Annotated in this window: 17 protein-coding genes; 13 read left to right on the top strand and 4 right to left on the bottom strand. The window is 68.1% G+C overall.

Going from position 1 to position 15,871, the window contains the following annotated elements:
• Positions 1-120 precede the first annotated feature (120 nt).
• The 8 genes from EV646_RS21865 (at position 121) to EV646_RS21830 (ending at position 8,563) form a co-directional block, all read left to right on the top strand.
• On the top strand, positions 121-1,521 hold the full coding sequence (locus EV646_RS21865; protein WP_241996233.1) for an LCP family glycopolymer transferase: 1,401 nt from the start codon (positions 121-123) through the stop codon (positions 1,519-1,521).
• A 99-nt stretch (positions 1,522-1,620) separates the two neighbouring features.
• Positions 1,621-2,646, top strand: a complete 1,026-nt coding sequence (locus tag EV646_RS21860; RefSeq protein WP_132151372.1) for a LacI family DNA-binding transcriptional regulator — start codon at positions 1,621-1,623, stop codon at positions 2,644-2,646.
• Between the two features lie 27 nt (positions 2,647-2,673).
• Positions 2,674-4,353 (top strand): ribulokinase, encoded by a 1,680-nt coding sequence (gene araB / locus EV646_RS21855; protein ID WP_132151370.1) that lies wholly within the window; start codon positions 2,674-2,676, stop codon positions 4,351-4,353.
• Complete coding sequence (locus EV646_RS21850; RefSeq protein ID WP_132151368.1) at positions 4,350-4,997, top strand: L-ribulose-5-phosphate 4-epimerase; 648 nt, start codon at positions 4,350-4,352, stop codon at positions 4,995-4,997. The genes araB and EV646_RS21850 overlap by 4 nt, the downstream gene beginning before the upstream one ends.
• A gap of 12 nt (positions 4,998-5,009) precedes the next feature.
• On the top strand, positions 5,010-6,512 hold the full coding sequence (gene araA / locus EV646_RS21845) for an L-arabinose isomerase (RefSeq protein ID WP_132151366.1): 1,503 nt from the start codon (positions 5,010-5,012) through the stop codon (positions 6,510-6,512).
• A 79-nt stretch (positions 6,513-6,591) separates the two neighbouring features.
• Positions 6,592-7,491 carry a UbiA prenyltransferase family protein gene (locus EV646_RS21840; protein ID WP_132151364.1) on the top strand — a complete coding sequence of 300 codons (900 nt, stop codon included), beginning with the start codon at positions 6,592-6,594 and terminating at the stop codon, positions 7,489-7,491.
• 35 nt (positions 7,492-7,526) lie between these two features.
• Positions 7,527-7,709, top strand: coding sequence for a hypothetical protein (locus EV646_RS21835; protein ID WP_132151362.1), 183 nt, complete (start codon positions 7,527-7,529; stop codon positions 7,707-7,709).
• A gap of 44 nt (positions 7,710-7,753) precedes the next feature.
• The gene (locus EV646_RS21830) at positions 7,754-8,563 is read left to right on the top strand and encodes a phytanoyl-CoA dioxygenase family protein (protein ID WP_132151360.1); all 810 of its coding nucleotides are present in this window, start codon (positions 7,754-7,756) and stop codon (positions 8,561-8,563) included.
• Here EV646_RS21830 and EV646_RS21825 read toward each other — a convergent pair whose 3' ends face one another.
• Together EV646_RS21825 and EV646_RS21820 are read right to left on the bottom strand one after the other, a co-directional pair.
• Positions 8,564-9,148 (bottom strand): YdeI/OmpD-associated family protein, encoded by a 585-nt coding sequence (locus EV646_RS21825; protein WP_241996232.1) that lies wholly within the window; start codon positions 9,146-9,148, stop codon positions 8,564-8,566. It lies immediately after the preceding gene.
• Positions 9,145-10,113, bottom strand: coding sequence for a helix-turn-helix transcriptional regulator (locus EV646_RS21820; RefSeq protein WP_132151356.1), 969 nt, complete (start codon positions 10,111-10,113; stop codon positions 9,145-9,147). Before EV646_RS21820 ends, EV646_RS21825 begins: the two co-directional genes overlap by 4 nt.
• Positions 10,114-10,200: 87 nt before the next feature.
• Here EV646_RS21820 and EV646_RS21815 point away from each other — a divergent pair, with 87 nt between their 5' ends.
• The 4 genes from EV646_RS21815 to EV646_RS21805 all read left to right on the top strand — a co-directional run bounded on the left by EV646_RS21815 (position 10,201) and on the right by EV646_RS21805 (position 13,221).
• Entirely contained in the window at positions 10,201-11,175 is a 975-nt protein-coding gene (locus EV646_RS21815) for an ATP-binding cassette domain-containing protein (RefSeq protein ID WP_132151354.1), read from the top strand.
• The gene (locus EV646_RS21810) at positions 11,172-11,984 is read left to right on the top strand and encodes an ABC transporter permease (protein WP_132151352.1); all 813 of its coding nucleotides are present in this window, start codon (positions 11,172-11,174) and stop codon (positions 11,982-11,984) included. The genes EV646_RS21815 and EV646_RS21810 overlap by 4 nt, the downstream gene beginning before the upstream one ends.
• Before the next feature lie 94 nt (positions 11,985-12,078).
• Positions 12,079-12,333 (top strand): hypothetical protein, encoded by a 255-nt coding sequence (locus EV646_RS40180; protein WP_241996231.1) that lies wholly within the window; start codon positions 12,079-12,081, stop codon positions 12,331-12,333.
• Positions 12,334-13,221, top strand: a complete 888-nt coding sequence (locus tag EV646_RS21805; RefSeq protein ID WP_241996230.1) for a zinc metalloprotease — start codon at positions 12,334-12,336, stop codon at positions 13,219-13,221. It begins immediately after the preceding gene.
• Between the two features lie 50 nt (positions 13,222-13,271).
• Here EV646_RS21805 and EV646_RS21800 read toward each other — a convergent pair whose 3' ends face one another.
• Positions 13,272-14,111, bottom strand: coding sequence for an NAD(P)H-binding protein (locus EV646_RS21800; RefSeq protein WP_132151350.1), 840 nt, complete (start codon positions 14,109-14,111; stop codon positions 13,272-13,274).
• Between the two features lie 76 nt (positions 14,112-14,187).
• Here EV646_RS21800 and EV646_RS21795 point away from each other — a divergent pair, with 76 nt between their 5' ends.
• Positions 14,188-15,171: an AraC family transcriptional regulator gene (locus tag EV646_RS21795; protein WP_132151580.1), complete on the top strand. Its 984-nt coding sequence runs from the start codon at positions 14,188-14,190 to the stop codon at positions 15,169-15,171.
• Here EV646_RS21795 and EV646_RS21790 read toward each other — a convergent pair.
• Entirely contained in the window at positions 15,095-15,796 is a 702-nt protein-coding gene (locus EV646_RS21790; RefSeq protein WP_132151348.1) for a dienelactone hydrolase family protein, read from the bottom strand. The genes EV646_RS21795 and EV646_RS21790 overlap by 77 nt on opposite strands.
• Positions 15,797-15,871 lie beyond the last annotated feature (75 nt).

Raw genomic sequence — 15,871 nt, 5'->3', positions numbered from 1 at the left:
ATCCGCCCTGTCGCCGGCCCTGAGTTGGAGCCCATGTCCCAAGCGCGTCGCGCCACGAGGCGTGCCCCTGGCCGTGCCCGGAGAGCCAAACTTCGGCAAGGGGCTGCGCTCGCCGCGCTGGTGATTGCGGTCCTCGGTGCCGTCGTGCCCGGTACGGCGTACCTGGCCGCGCGGCGGTTCCGGCTGGGCGCAGTAGTGACGACGATCAGCCTCGCGCTGTACGGCGGAGCGTCGTACGCCGGTCTGGTCCGACGCGACGACGTGATCCGGTGGGCGCTGGATCCGGGGTTGCTGCTGTGGATGATCGCCGGTCTGGTCGCGGCCGGGCTCGGCTGGGTCGTCGTACTCGTCACGTCGTACAAGATGTTGCGGCCGCTGACCGCAGGCCCGGGCACGCGGCTGTTCGGGTCGGCGGTCGTCGGGCTGGTGTGCTTCGCGATGGTGTCCAGTACGGCGGTCGGGACGCAGAACCTGATGGCGCAGCGCAGCCTGGTGCAGAAGGTGTTCGCGGGTGGGGACTCGAAGAGCCAGACGCGGCCGACGATCACGAACAGCAAGGACCCGTGGGCCCAGCTGCCGCGGCTGAACCTGCTGCTCCTCGGCGCGGACGACGGCGAGGGGCGCGACGGGACGCGGACCGACACGGTAATGGTCGCGAGCATCGACACCAAGACCGGCGACACCGCATTGATCTCGCTGACCCGGAACTGGATGCGGATGCCGTTCCCGAAGGACTCGCCGCTGTACAAGCTCTATCCGACCGGGTTCTGGGATCCGGACGGGGACAAGGAGCAGTCGGAGTTCTACCTGGACGCGATGTACCGGAACGTCCCGAAGCTGCATCACGACATCCTCGGGCCGTCGGACAACGAGGGCGCCGACGTCCTCAAGCTGTCGGTGGGTGAGGCGCTCGGGCTGAAGCTGCATTACTACGTGCAGATCAACCTGGCCGGGTTCGAGCAGCTGGTGCAGGCGCTGGGCGGGATCACGGTGAACATCAACTACCCGGTCCCGGTCGGTGGGAACGACGACAAGAAGATCCCGCCGAGCCGGTACCTCGAGCCCGGCAAGGACCGGAAGCTGAACGGCTTCGACGCGCTCTGGTTCGCCCGCGGCCGCTACAAGGTGCAGGGCGCGGACTTGGCCCGGCAGGCGCGCCAGCGCTGCACGGTGAAGGCGATCGTCGAACGTGCCACCCCGCAGAACGTGCTCGCCAACTACCAGTCCATCGCCAAGGCCGGCGAAAAGCTGATCCGCACCGACGTCCCGCAGGACCTGCTGGCTGACTTCGTCACTCTCGGTGCCCGGGTCAAGACGGCCAAGATCACCAACATCGACCTCGACAAGAAGAAGAACTACCCCAACGGCCGCAACCCGAACTACGCCGCCATGCGCGAGATCGTCGCCCGCGCCCTCACCCCGCAACCCACCGCCAAACCCACCCGGCGACCGAGCACCACCCCGACCCGCAAACCCGCGACCGCCAACCTCACCGACGAGTGCGCCTACAACCCTCGGTAGTCGTCCGCCGAGCCTTGACCACAAGGGTTGTTAGCGCTCACAATTGCCACGCGACCGCCCCTGCCGACGGCGCGCGGAGCACTGCCCACTGGAGTTGCGATGAGTTCGAGCGAGATCCGGCGCGCGCCGGTGATGGCCGACGTCGCGCAGCTCGCCGGGGTGTCGCACCAGACTGTGTCCAGGGTCCTCAACGACCACCCGAACGTCCGCAGCGAGACTCGCGACCGAGTACTCGCGGCGATCGACGACCTCGGCTACCGGCGTAATCTCGCTGCCCGGGCGCTCGTCACCCGGCACAGCCGGACACTGGGCGTAGTCAGCTTCGACACCACGCTCTACGGCCCGGCCAGCACGCTCTACGGCATCGAGCAGGCCGCCCGGGCCGCCGGGTACTTCGTCAGCATCGTCAGCCTAAAGACGCTGACCGCGGAACACGTGGTCGAAGCGGTCGAGTTCCTGTCCGACCAAGGCGTCGACGGCATCGTCGTGGTCGCACCGCAGCGAACCGCTGCTCGCGCCCTGGCGGGTCTCAGCACGCAAGTGCCGGTCGTCGCTGTCGAGGGTGGGCGAGCCGGCGGCAAACCTGCTGTCAGCGTGGATCAGGCGGACGGCGCCCGTCAGGTGGTCGAGCATCTGCTCAGCCTCGGGCACGAAACCGTCTGGCATGTCGCGGGGCCGAACGATTGGCTCGAAGCCGAAGGCCGCGCCGAAGGCTGGCGCAAGGCGCTGACCGCGGCCGGCCACCCGATCCCGGACCCGCTCATCGGTGACTGGAGTCCACGATCCGGGTACGACGCCGGCCGCCGACTGGCCGAGGTGCCCGGTCTCACCGCGGTGTTCGTCGCCAACGACCAGATGGCACTCGGCCTGCTGCGCGCCTTCGCCGAGCTCCGGATCCGGGTGCCCAGCCAAATCAGTGTGGCCGGCTTCGACGACATTCCGGAGGCGGAGTTCTTCAGCCCACCGCTGACGACCGTCCGGCAGGACTTCGGCGAGGTCGGCCGGCGCAGCATCGAGATCTTGCTCCGCCGAGTCGAGTCCGGCGAAGACTTGGGCTACGAGCATTCCGTGGTCCCGGCCCGGTTGGTGGTCCGGGAAAGCTCTGCCCGCACGAAAACCGCCTGATCAACCGCAACCGAGGAAAGGCTGACAATGAGCGATGATGTGAACGCTCACAGCGGATACGTCATAGGGGTCGACTTCGGCACCCTGTCCGGCCGGGCCGTTGTGGTCAGGGTCGCCGACGGCGCTGAGCTGGGCACCGCCGTACACGAGTACGAGCATGGCGTGATCGAGGACCGGCTGCCGGGTTCCGGGGTGAAGCTCGGGCCGAGCTGGGCCTTGCAGTCGCCTGAGGACTGGCGCGCCGTACTCCGCAACGCCGTACCGAAGGCTGTTGCTGCTGCGGGCGTCCCGGCGGCTGAGGTGATCGGCATCGGGACCGACTTCACCGCGTGCACCGTGCTCCCCGCTCTGGCCGACGGGACGCCGCTGTGCGAGGTCGACGGACACGCCGACCGGCCGCATGCGTGGCCGAAGCTGTGGAAGCACCACGCCGCGCAGCCGCAGGCCGACCGGGTCAACGCGGTGGCGGAGGAGCTCGGCGAGGCCTGGCTCCCCCTGTACGGCGGGAAGATCTCGTCCGAGTGGGAGTTTGCCAAGGCGCTGCAGGTCCTGCAGGAGGACCCGGACATGTACGCCCGGGCGGATCGCTGGATCGAAGCAGCAGACTGGATCATCTGGCAGCTCACCGGCTCCGAGTCCCGCAACCTCTGTACGGCCGGCTACAAAGGCATCCACACCGAGGCCGGCTATCCGTCCCGCGAGTACCTGACCGCGCTGGATCCGGGTTTCGCGGACTTCCTAGCCAAGCTCGAGCACCCGCTGTCGCCGCTGGGTGGTCTGGCCGGACAGTTGACGGCCGAGGCTGCGGCCTGGACCGGGCTGCCGGAAGGCATCGCAGTTGCCGTGGGCAACGTTGACGCGCATGTCACGGCGGCTGCGGCGAACGCCGTACACACCGGTCAGATGGTTGCGATCATGGGCACGTCGACCTGCCACATCATGCCGGCCGACCAGCTCGCCGAGGTGCCGGGCATGTGTGGCGTCGTACGGGACGGGATCGTCGACGGCCTGTGGGGCTACGAGGCCGGCCAGTCCGGCGTCGGCGACATCTTCGGCTGGTTCGTCGACACCTCGGTCCCGGCGGCATACGAAGCTGAGGCCGACCGACGTGGCATCAGCGTTCACGACTACCTGGTGGAGCTCGCGGAGAAGCAGCAGGTCGGACAGCACGGCCTGGTCGCGCTGGACTGGCACAACGGCAACCGCTCGGTCCTGGTCGACCACGACCTGTCCGCCGTCGTCGTCGGCCAGACCCTGGCGACCCGTCCTGAAGACACCTATCGCGCCCTGATCGAGGCGACCGCCTTCGGCACCCGCCGGATCGTCGAGGCGTTCGAAACGTCCGGGGTCGCCGTCGAGGAGTTCATCGCCGCGGGCGGCCTGCTGAAGAACCGCTTCCTGATGCAGGTCTACGCCGATGTGCTGCGCCGGCCGCTGTCGGTCATCGGCTCGGAGCAGGGACCCGCGCTCGGCTCGGCCATCCACGCGGCGGTCGCAGCCGGCGCGTACGCCGACGTACCGGCGGCAGCGGCTGTGATGGGCCGGCGGACCGAGGCTGTCTACGTTCCCGACGACGCCCGCGCTGACGGTTACGACCGGTTGTACGCCGAGTACCGCGAACTGCACGACCATTTCGCCGGCGTCGCACACGGCGGATCCGGCGTACTGCACCGGCTGCGGGCGATCCGAAACGAGGCGGTCCGATGAACAAGCTCAGACAAGAACTGGTCGCGTTGCACGCGGAGCTGGTCCGCTACAACCTGGTCGCCTGGACGGCCGGCAACGTCTCGGCACGCATCCCCGGTGAGGACCTCTTCCTGATCAAGCCGAGCGGCGTCTCGTACGACGACCTCTCGGCCGAGTCGATGGTGTTGTGCGACCTGGACGGCAAGCTGGTCGAGGGTGAGCTCTCGCCGTCGAGCGACACCGCGGCCCATGCCTACGTGTACCGGGCGATGCCCGAGGTCGGCGGAGTTGTCCACACCCACTCGACGTACGCGACGGCCTGGGCGGCCCGGGACGAGCCGATCCCGTGCGTACTCACCGCGATGGCCGACGAGTTCGGCGGGGAGATTCCAGTCGGGCCGTTCGCGCTGATCGGCAACGACGACATCGGCAAGGGCATCGTCGCGACACTGTCCGGCCACCGCTCGCCCGCCGTACTGATGCGCAATCACGGCGTGTTCAGCATCGGCAAGGACGCCCGCGCCGCGGTCAAGGCCGCGGTCATGTGCGAGGACGTCGCCCGGACCGTGCACATCGCCCGGGCCGGTGGACCGCTGGTGCCGATCGCGCCCGGCGACATCGACGCCCTGTACGACCGCTACCAGAACGTCTACGGCCAACGCTGAAGGAGTCGACCAATGAGTTCCGCAACGACCGAGATCTGGTTCCTGACCGGAAGCCAGGGCCTGTACGGCGAGGAGACGCTGCAGCAGGTCGCGGACCAGTCCCGGCAGGTCGCCGACGCACTGGACGCCGCCGACGAGATCGGTGCCCGGGTGGTCTGGAAGCCCGTGCTGAAGGATGCCGAGGCGATCCGCCGGATCTGCCTGGAGGCGAACGCGTCCGACGAGTGCGTCGGCGTGATCGCCTGGATGCACACCTTCTCCCCCGCGAAGATGTGGATCGCCGGCCTGGACGCGCTACGCACCCCGCTGCTGCACCTGCACACCCAGGCGAACGTCGAGCTGCCCTGGGCAGACATCGACATGGACTTCATGAACCTCAACCAGGCCGCGCACGGCGACCGCGAGTTCGGCTACGTGCAGTCGCGGCTCGGCGTCGCGCGGACGACCGTCGCCGGTCACGCGTCCGATCCCGCCGTACGGCAGCGGATCGGTGTCTGGGCACGGGCGGCCGCCGGCTTCAACGCGCTGCGGACGACCAAGCTGGCGCGGTTCGGCGACAACATGCGCGATGTCGCCGTCACCGAAGGAGACAAGGTCGAGGCGCAGTTGCGCTTCGGCGTCTCGGTGAACACGTACGGCGTGAACGACCTGGTCGCGGTCGTCGACGCGATCGAGGACGCCAGCATCGACGGCCTGGTGAAGGAGTACGCCGACACCTACCGGCTGGCGCCCGAGCTGGCCGCCGGCGGCGACCGGCACGACTCGCTGCGCTACGCGGCCCGGATCGAGCTCGGCATGCGGGCGTTCCTGGAGGACGGCGGGTTCACCGCGTTCACCACGAACTTCGAGGACCTCGGCGGACTGCGGCAGCTGCCCGGACTCGCGGTGCAGCGGCTGATGGCCGACGGCTACGGCTTCGGCGGCGAGGGCGACTGGAAGACCTCGCTGCTGCTCCGCGGGCTGAAGGTTGCTGCTGGCAACAGCCCGGGCGGGACCTCGTTCATGGAGGACTACACCTACAACCTGACGCCGGGTGAGGAGCGGATCCTCGGGGCGCACATGCTCGAGGTCTGCCCGTCGATCGCGGCCGACACCCCGAGCTGCGAGATCCACCCGCTCGGGATCGGCGGCCGCGAGGATCCGGTCCGCCTTGTCTTCGACGCGACGCCCGGCCCGGCCGTCGTGGTGGGGCTGGCCGACATGGGTGACCGGTTCCGGCTGGTCGCGAACGAGATCGACGTGGTTCCGCCGGACCAGCCGCTGCCGAAGCTCCCGGTCGCCCGGGCAGTCTGGAAGCCGCGGCCCGACCTGCGGACGTCGGCCGAGAGCTGGCTGACGGCCGGTGGTCCGCACCACACGGTCCTCTCCTCCGCCATCGGCGCGGAGGAGCTCGAGGATCTGGCCGAGATGCTCCGCACGGAGCTGCTGATCATCGACGCGAACACGACCACCAGGCAGTTCCGCAAGGAGCTCCGCTGGAACGCGGCCTACCACCGCCTCGCCCTGGGACTCTGATCACATTCCCCCCGGGGAGTGAGACGGTTCACTCCCCGGGAGGAGGTCGTGCACAGCCTGTCGGGCGCAGAGTGGTCTCGTGACCACGACGGTGACAGCTGCGCCGAGGGTTCGTGATGTGCTGGCGGTCGGGCGGCCGGCCTTCTGGGTGGTGTCGATCGTGCCGTACTACGTGGGCATCCTGCTCGCCACGCATCGGCTCGTACCGCCGCTCGCCGACTGGCCGCGGCTGATCGTCGGCGCTGTCGTCATGGGTCCGCTGGTGTGGCTCGCGGTGCTAGGGATCAATGACGCGTACGACCTCCCGAGCGACCGGCTGAATCCGCGGAAGTCGCAGTCCCCGTTGCTCGACGGCCGCATCACCCTTCGCGCGGTGAAGCGGATCGCCTTTGCTGCCGCGGTTGCTGCGGTCGGGATCAGCCTGCACGTCGGGATCGTGTTCGCCCTTGGCGTCCTGCTGGCCGTCCTGCTCGGCTATGCCTACAGCGTTCCGCCCGTACGGCTGAAGACGCGGGCCGGCTTCGACGTCGCGGTCAACGCGCTGGCGCTCGGCGCGTTCGGGCCGCTCGCCGGATGGGCAGCGGTCAATCCGGATCTCAGCGACTTCCCGTGGCTGATGGGTCTCCAAGGGACGCTGGCCGCGATCGGTCTGTACTTGCCGACGACGCTGGCTGATCTCGAGGCGGATCGGGCCGCCGGGTATCACACCATCGCGGTCCGGTTCGGCGCCCGTACGACGTACCGGATCGGGTACGGCGCCTGGATCGCGGCGGCGGCGTTGTCGGTGATCCTGGCCGCGACCGGCACGATCATCCCGCGCAGCATGCTCGTGCTCGAGGTGGTGATGGTGCCGGTGCTGATCGCGGCGTACCGGAAGCTGATCGGGCCGGGGCAGAGGTTCCGCGGCGTGATCGTGCTGGCCTCGCTGTTCCTGTTTCCCTGCGGCACCTTCGCGCTGACCTACACCGGCGTGCTGTGATCTGACCATGTATCCCGAGATCGAGCATCCCCGGCGTGCTCATTCATGGCCGGCTGGACATCAGCAGTCCGGCGGACATCGCCTGGCGGATGGCTCAGGCGTGGCCGGATGCCGAGCTGCACCTGGTCGAACAGGAGGGCCATGGCGCCGGTGGAGGTGAGACCCAGGAGCTGATCCTGGCCGCACTCGACCGCTTCGCGCGAACCGCAAAGATTTGATCACTGATCTTTACATCGTTGTTCAGCCCCGGAAACCTATGGGGATGACGTTGACCCGCCCCGAGCTGGAGACCGGCTACACCCTCAGCCGGTCCGCCCTCGCCCACTTCGCCGAGCACGGATTCGTGAAGCTGAAGAACGTGCTCAGCGCCGAGACGATCGCGGCGTACGAGCCGGAGATCACCGGCAAGGTGATCGAGCTGAACACCCAGCACCTGCCGCTCGAGGAGCGGGACACGTACGGGAAGGCGTTCCTGCAGGTGACGAACCTGTGGCAGGACAGCGAGCAGGTGCTGGAGTTCGTCTCGTCACCGCGGCTGGCGCGGATCGCGACGCAGCTGCTCGGCGTCCAGTCGGTGCGGCTGTACCACGATCAGGCGCTCTACAAGGAGTCCGGCGGTGGCATGACGCCGTGGCACGCGGACCAGTATTACTGGCCGTTCGCAACGGATCGGTGTGTGACTGTGTGGATTCCCTTGCAGGAAACGCCGATGGAGATGGGTCCGCTCTCGTTCGCCGCCGGTAGTCACGCCTTCGAGCACGGCCGGGACCTGCCGATCAGCGACGAGTCCGAGCGCGTGCTGCAAGAGGCGCTGTCCGAGCAGGAGTTCCCCGAGGTCTCCGAGCCGTACGAGCTGGGCGAGGTCAGCTACCACCTCGGCTGGACCTTCCATCACGCGCCGGCGAACCAGAGCGACGTACCGCGCCGGGTGATGACGATCATCTACGTCGACGCCGCAATGGAGATCGCTCCACCGGCGAACAAATACCAGGAAAGCGACCTCGCCAACTGGATGCCCGGCAACCAACCCGGCGAGACAGTCTCCTCCCCACTCAATCCGGTCCTGTACTGATCAGAGCGTCCGCTTCTGCGGATAGATCGTCTCGCCGCGAGCGAGCTGCTCGACGATCTGGCCGATCCTCTTCGCCCGGGTTTCCGCCCGCTTCGGCGAGGTCACCCGGTAGACGACCGCGAACCGGTTGGCGCTGGTCAGGATGTCGAACATCGCCTTCGCCCGCGGTGCGGCGGCCAGCGCCTCGGCCAGGTCCGCCGGGATCTCGAGCTCGCTGGCGCCGCCGTACGCCCTGTCCCAGCGTCCGTCGGCTTTGGCTCGCTCGACCTCCTCGCGTCCGGCGGAGACCATCCGGCCCTCCCGTTCGAGCCGCGCGATGATCCCCACGTTCCGTTTCGACCACATGCTGCGGGCCCGCCGCGGGGTGAAGCGCTGCAGGAAAGTCTTCTCGTCGCGACCGTTCCGCTGGCCATCGATCCATCCGTGGCACAGCGCTTCCTCCAGTGCCTGGTCGTAGGTGAGGCTCGTCGGCGTGGTCACGTCCTTCTTCGCGAGGACCAGCCAGACGCCGTCGCTGTCTTGGTGATGCTCGGTCAGCCAGGTGTGCCAGGCGCTCGCGTCGGGCACGACGAGTTCGCTGGTCACGACGCGGCGATGTGGTAGCGGGCGGCGAGCTTGGCGGCGGCGGTCTTCAGTTCGGCGGGGCCGACGAACTGGAGGTCGCATTCGAACATGCCGTAGGTGGCGGCCAGGCCGGTCCACGACCAGGCGCTCAGGATGAGGCGGCAACTGGTCGGCGTGATCTCCTCGACGATCGCATCGCGGCCGGCCCACTGCGCGATGTCGGACGCCTTTGCCTGCAGGATCGCCTCGCCCCGGCAGTTCCGGTTGTCCTGCCCACTGAATTTGCCGGAGATGTACGACGCCACATCCGGCGCCGGCAGCTCACGCGGGGTGAAGCGTGGACCGGTCGGCGTCTTCGGCGTCATCCGGTCCACCCGGAACGTCCGCCAGTCCTTCCGGTCCAGGTCCCAGCCGACCAGGTACCACCGGCCGCCCCATGTCACCAGGTGATGGGGCTCCACGTTCCGCGGCGGCAGCCAATCCTCGTCCTTGGCTCCTGGTGACGCGTAGTCGAATCGCAGTACCTCTCGTGCCCTGACCGCGCTTCCGATCGCGATCAGGTGTTCCGAGTCGACCGGCGTACGGCGTCTGTCGGCGTACTTGTCGACTGTCGTCACCTGCAACGCGTCCACCCGCTGACGCAGCCGCGCGGGCATCACCTGCCGAACCGTGGCGAGCGCACGCAACGCACCCTCCTCGATCCCGGCGACCGTTTGGGTTGCGGTCTGCAGAGCGACCGCCACCGCGATCGCCTGGTCGTCGTCGAACAGCAGCGGGGGCAGGTCCGCCCCCGCGTCGAGGCGGTAGCCGCCGTCCGGGCCCTTGGTCGCGCGCACCGGGTAGCCGAGATCGCGCAGCCGGTCGACGTCGCGGCGGACCGTGCGCGGGCTGACCTCGAGACGTTCGGCCAGCAGCGCGCCCGGCCAGTCGCGGCGGGCCTGCAGCAGGGAGAGCAGCGAGAGAAGTCGAGCCGAGGTTTCGGACATGAGTTCAGATTGCCACGAGTAACGGCCAGAACCTGTCCTCTACTGCTGGAAATGTGATCAGTACCAAACCTCAGCGAAGGAGACATCGTGATCAGCACCCGAGAGCTCACCAAGGACTTCGTGGTGAGCCGCACCGAGACTGTGCACGCGGTCCGCGGCATCAGCCTGGACGTCGAACCCGGCGAACTGGTCGCCGTGCTCGGCCCGAACGGCGCCGGCAAGACCACCACGCTGCGGATGCTCACCACCCTGATCACCCCGACGGCGGGGACGGCGACCGTCGCCGGGTACGACGTGACCGAACACCCCAGCCAGGTACGGCGCCGGATCGGGTACGTCGGCCAGGGCAACGGCGCGGGCCATAACCAGCGAGCCGGTGACGAACTGATCGGCCAGGGTGTCATCTACGGACTCGACCGGCGCGCGGCCAGGCGTCGTACGGCGGAATTGCTCGACGCACTCGAGTTGACCGAGCTGGCCCGACGCAAGGTGTCGGAGTTGTCCGGTGGCCAGCGGCGCCGGCTGGACGTCGCGATGGGGCTCGTGCACGCGCCGTCGCTGCTGTTCCTGGACGAGCCGTCGACCGGGCTCGACCCGCAGAACCGGGCGAACCTGTGGGACCACATCCTGCGGATGCGCGAGCAGTACGCGATGACCATCGTGCTGACCACGCACTACCTGGACGAGGCCGACTCGATGGCCGAGCGGGTGGTTGTCGTCGACAACGGTCAGGTGATCGCGGACGACACGGCCGAGGCGCTGAAGACCAAGCTGGCCGGGGATCGGCTTGCTCTGACCGTTGCTCCCAGCAACCTGTCTCGACTTGCCGAGCTGGCCGGGAAGTTGCCGGGGGCGAAGGAAGTGGTTGCCGTTGGCGACGAGGTCAGTGTTCGGGTGGCAGACGGCCCGGCCGCCTTGCCCGAACTGATCACGGCGGCTCAGCAGAACGGCGTACCGGTTGCGGCGGCGCAGGTGCATCGACCGACGCTCGACGACGTGTTCCTCAACCTCACCGGCCGCAGCTTGCGTGAGGACAACTCGAACGGAAAGGCAGCAGCATGACCATCCTCACTGTTCCCACGGTTGACCTCGCTGTGGACCAGCAGCCGCGACGGAATTTCGCGCGCGACGTCCGGATCGTGATGGCGCGGGAACTCAAGCCGGTGCTGCGGGATCCGTTCTCGCTGCTGTTCGGGATGATCCAGCCGCTGGTGTTCCTCGGACTGTTCGGGCCGCTGCTGTCCGGATCGATGGGCGGCTCACTCGGCGGCAATGTCTGGCAGTGGTTCGTGCCGGCGATCCTGGTGATGACGACGCTGTTCGGTACGTCGACCACGGGAGCCAACCTGCTGTTCGAGTTCCAAACCGGCGCGCACGAGCGAATGCTGGTGACGCCGCTGTCGCGGTCGTCGCTGCTGATCGGCCGGGCGCTGAAGGAGATGGTGCCGCTGTTCGGGCAGGCGATCATCGTGATCGCGGTGATGACGCCGTTCGCCTTCGACCTGCATGTCGGTGGCGCGCTGGTCGGGCTGGCGTTGCTGGCGGTATTCGGGGTCGGGCTGGGTTCGTTCAGCTACGCGCTGGCGATCGCCGTACGCAAGCAGGACTGGATGTTCTGGATGGTGCAGCAGACGTTCCTGTTCCCGCTGATGATCCTGTCCGGGATGCTGCTGCCGCTGGAGAGCGGGCCGGGCTGGATGAAGGTCGCGGCCAAGTTCAATCCGCTCTCGTACGTCGTCGACGCGGAACGGACGCTGTTCTCCGGTGACGTGTTCTCGAGCCCGGTGCTGTGGGGCGGAATCGCCGCGGTGGTGACCGCCGTACTGGGGCTGACCGTCGGCATCCGGGCGATGCTCCGCTCGGCGGATTGACCCAATTGAGCCAGTGGCTCTCCTGGGCCGCGCAAAGTGAACCGGATCACCTACGGTAGCGGGCAGATCACCCACCGCCCTCAAGGAGATCTGGATGAGGCCCCGCCCTGCCTTGTTTGCCCTGCTCAGTTGCCTGGCCGTCGCCGCGCTCGCCGCCCCGAGCGCGGCGACCGCCGTACCGCCCAACGAACCGCAGGCCGTCCTCGCCACCGACACCGACGGCGACTCGCTGCCCGACACCTGGGAGACAAGCGGGTACGACGCCAACGGCGACGGCACCATCGACGTCAACCTGCCCGCGATGGGCGCGAATCCGACGAAGAAGGACCTGTTCGTCGAGCTGGACTAGATGGCCGGCCGGCTCGCCAGCACGGCGGCTCTGAACCGGATCGTGCAGATCTTCGCCACCGCTCCGGTCAGCAATCCGGACGGCACCACCGGCATCCGGATCCACCTCGATGCCGGCTCGGCCGCCGGTACGACGTACGACCTGGGCGGCGGCAACGAGGTCCCGTACGACGCCGACCTGAACCCGGCGGCCACCGAGACGAACGCGATCAAGGCCGCGAACTTCAACACGGCTCGCAAGGCGATCTTCTACTACATGATCTGGGGCGACAGCTACGACGGCGGCTGCAGCAGCGGCCAGGCCTTCAACGTCCCGAACGACACGTTCATCGTCACGGTCGGCCCGAAGTGCAGCTGGAACGCGACCGACAACTACAACGTCGGGACGTTCGTGCACGAGCTCGGCCACAACCTCGGCTTCAAGCACGGCGGCACGGACAACCTGAACTACAAGCCGAACTACCTGAGCGTGATGAACTACCACTTCCAGCTCGGCGGCGTGCTCAAGGCCGACGGTACGACGTACTGGGGCTACTCGAACTCCCAGCCGACCTCGATCAACGAGGCCCGCCCGAGCGAGCCGAACGGCCTCGGCAGTTTGGGAGCCGCGTACAAGACGAAGTGGAAGTGCCCGAACGGCACCACCCGTACGACGGCCGGCGCGGCCAGCGCTCCGATCGACTGGAACTGTGACGGCGACACCACCGACAGCACCACACCGGCGGACATCACCGGCGACGGAGCGAACTCGATCCTGATCGCGCAGAACAACTGGGCGAACATCGTGTTCGGCGGCGGCGCTGTCGGCCAGGGCACCACGGTGCAGGCCAAGACCTCGCCGGCCGAGTTGCAGGAGCTGACCCACGAGGAGTGGATGCAGCACCACTGATCCCCGGGGCCCTCGCGCCTTCAGGTGGGCGCGAGGGCCTTGACGGGTTGTCACCAGACGCCGGTGCCGGCGGTTTCGCGAGCCCAGTCGGCGAAGTCACGCGGCTGGCGGCCGAGGACCTGCTGGACGCCGTCGGACACGTACTCCGAGCGGTGGTTGCGGATCACGGCGAAGAGGTCTCGGACCGCCTCGGCGTCTTCCTCGCTCAGGCCTTGCTCGAGTAGTTCGGCGACGTGCTGCTGCGGTTCGAGGTCGACGTACGTGATCTGGCGGCCGGTGGCGGCGGAGATTTCGGCGGTGGCCTCGGTCATGGTGAGCGTGCGCGGTCCGGAGATGGCGTAGGTCTGGCCGGTGTGGCGCTCGTCGAGCAGCGCCTCGGTCATCACGTCGCCGACGTCGTTCGTGTCGATCCAGGCCTCGGCTCCGGTGCCGGCCGACAGGCGGATCTCTCCGGCGAGGACGTGGTAGCGGAGGAAGTCCTCGCTGAAGCCCTGGGCGAACCAGGCCGGCTGGACGATGGTCCAGTCGGCGCCGCTGGCCTTGACCGCGTGCTCCAGGTCGAGGCTGCCGTCGTACACCGCGAAGTCGCGACCGGGGCTGCCCACGCCGCGACCGGACAGGAGGACGACCCTTCTGAGCCCTTCGTTGGCGGCTTGCTTGATGAATCTGCCGGCTTGAGCCAGGCCGGTCGGTCCGACCGGCGGTGCCAGGTAGGCCGTGTCGGCGCCGGCGATCGTCGGGGACCAGGTGCTGTCGTCGTACCAGTCGAAGCGTTGCTCGCTCGACCTGGACGCCAGCCGGAAGGGGACGCCGCGGTTGGTGAGCTGCTCGGCGACGCGGCGGCCGGTCTTGCCTTTACCACTGAGGATGAGAATCGGTGTGTTCGTCATGGCTTGAGTTCACCCTGGTTGGGTGAGACGAACCATGGCTGTACGGCTTGGTTTGATGTCTGAGACACTCAAGGGCATGGACGTGCTCGATGATCTGCTGGCCGGGACCCGTGCGCGCGGCGGCGTGTTCAACCTGACGATCATGGATCCGCCGTGGGCGCTGGAGATCGTCGACGAGGCGGCGCTCTCGCTCGCCACCATGGTCCGCGGTTCGGCCTGGGTACGACGCGATGGCATCGACCCGATGCTCATGTCGCCGGGCGACGTGGCCGTGTTCACCGGCCCCTCGCCGTACGTCGTGGGGGATGCGCTGGACACCGCGGCCCAGCTGCGGATCCATCCGGGTGGTGTGTGTGAACCGTTGCCTGGGGCCCCTGTCGACTACAGCGCCCGGCTCGGAGTTCGCACCTGGGGCGGCCGCGTCGAAGGCGCGGCAATGGTTGCCAGCGGCTCCTATCAGCTGGCCGGCGACGTCAGCCGGCGGTTGCTCACCGCGCTGCCTTCGGTGCTCGTCGTACCGGCGGCCGATGTGGCCGGGACCGTGATGGACATGGTCATCGACGAGATTCAGCGGGATGCTCCCGGTCAGCAGAGTGTGCTTGATCGGTGGCTCGATCTTGCGTTGATCACGACACTGCGGGCTTGGTTTGCGCGGCCGGAGTCGCAGGCGCCGGGGTGGTACCAGGCGCAGAGCGATCCCGTGGCCGGCGTGGCTTTGCGGATGTTGCACGACAACCCGGCACATCCGTGGAGCGTCGTCGAGCTCGCTGACCGGGTCGGGGTGTCACGGGCGAGCTTGGCACGGCGGTTTACTTCTTTGGTCGGCGAGGCGCCGATGACGTACCTCACCGGCTGGCGTCTTGCCCTGGCTGCGGACCTGCTGCGGTCGACCAACTCCACGGTCGAGACGGTTGCCCGGCAGGTCGGTTATGCGAACGCTTTCGCCCTGAGCGTCGCCTTCAAACGCGTCCGCGGTACGACGCCTACCGCGCATCGCCGGTCGTCGCCTTTATCAGCGCCAGAGCCTGCGGCCAGGCGAGACGGAACGCATCGGCGTTGACCGCCTTGTCGTGGCGGCCTTTGTCGGAGAAGCCGTGCTCCGCGCCGGGGAAGTACTGCGTGAAGGTCGCGCCGCTCGCCCTTGTCTGCAAGGCGGTTTCCAACGCCTGGAAGTCGGCGTTGGACACGAGCGTGTCGGCACTCGGGTAGCTCACCAGCACCGGCGCCGTGATCGCCGCGGCCTCGGCGATCGCGTCGTACGAATGATGTGGCGCCAGCTCCGACGGGACCGTCGGGTGGAAGGCGATCGCGTTCGCGACTCGGTGATCTCTTGCCGACAGCAACAAAGCGAACCGGCCGCCGAGGCACCACCCGATCACCCCGGCCTTCGTGCATCCGAGCTCGGTGAACAGGTAGTCCAGCAACTGCGACTGCTCGGCGAGCGCGGCGTCGTCATCCATCTGCTGCAGCAGCGCGCTGAGCTCTTCCCGGCTCGAGTTGTCCGTACTGCGGCCCTTGAACGGATCCCACACCAGCGCGGTGATCCCTTCCTCCCCCGCCAGCTCATCAGCCCACGCCCGCACCTGCTCGCCGATCCCGGTGATCATCGGCAACAACAACATCCCCGCCCGCCCGACCCGCGCGAGATAAGCCTCCTGCTCCCCAACCACCACACTCACACCCATGCGCGCATCCTAAGGTTTCCCGGCACGGAGCCAGAAGCGGCTCTTGGTGAACGTCACCGGGGTTTGCAGCGTGAG

Source organism: Kribbella antiqua, from assembly GCF_004345665.1.
Classification (GTDB): domain Bacteria; phylum Actinomycetota; class Actinomycetes; order Propionibacteriales; family Kribbellaceae; genus Kribbella; species Kribbella antiqua.
Note: the sequence above shows the minus strand (reverse complement) of the source record. Positions and strands in the feature narration are given on the sequence as shown.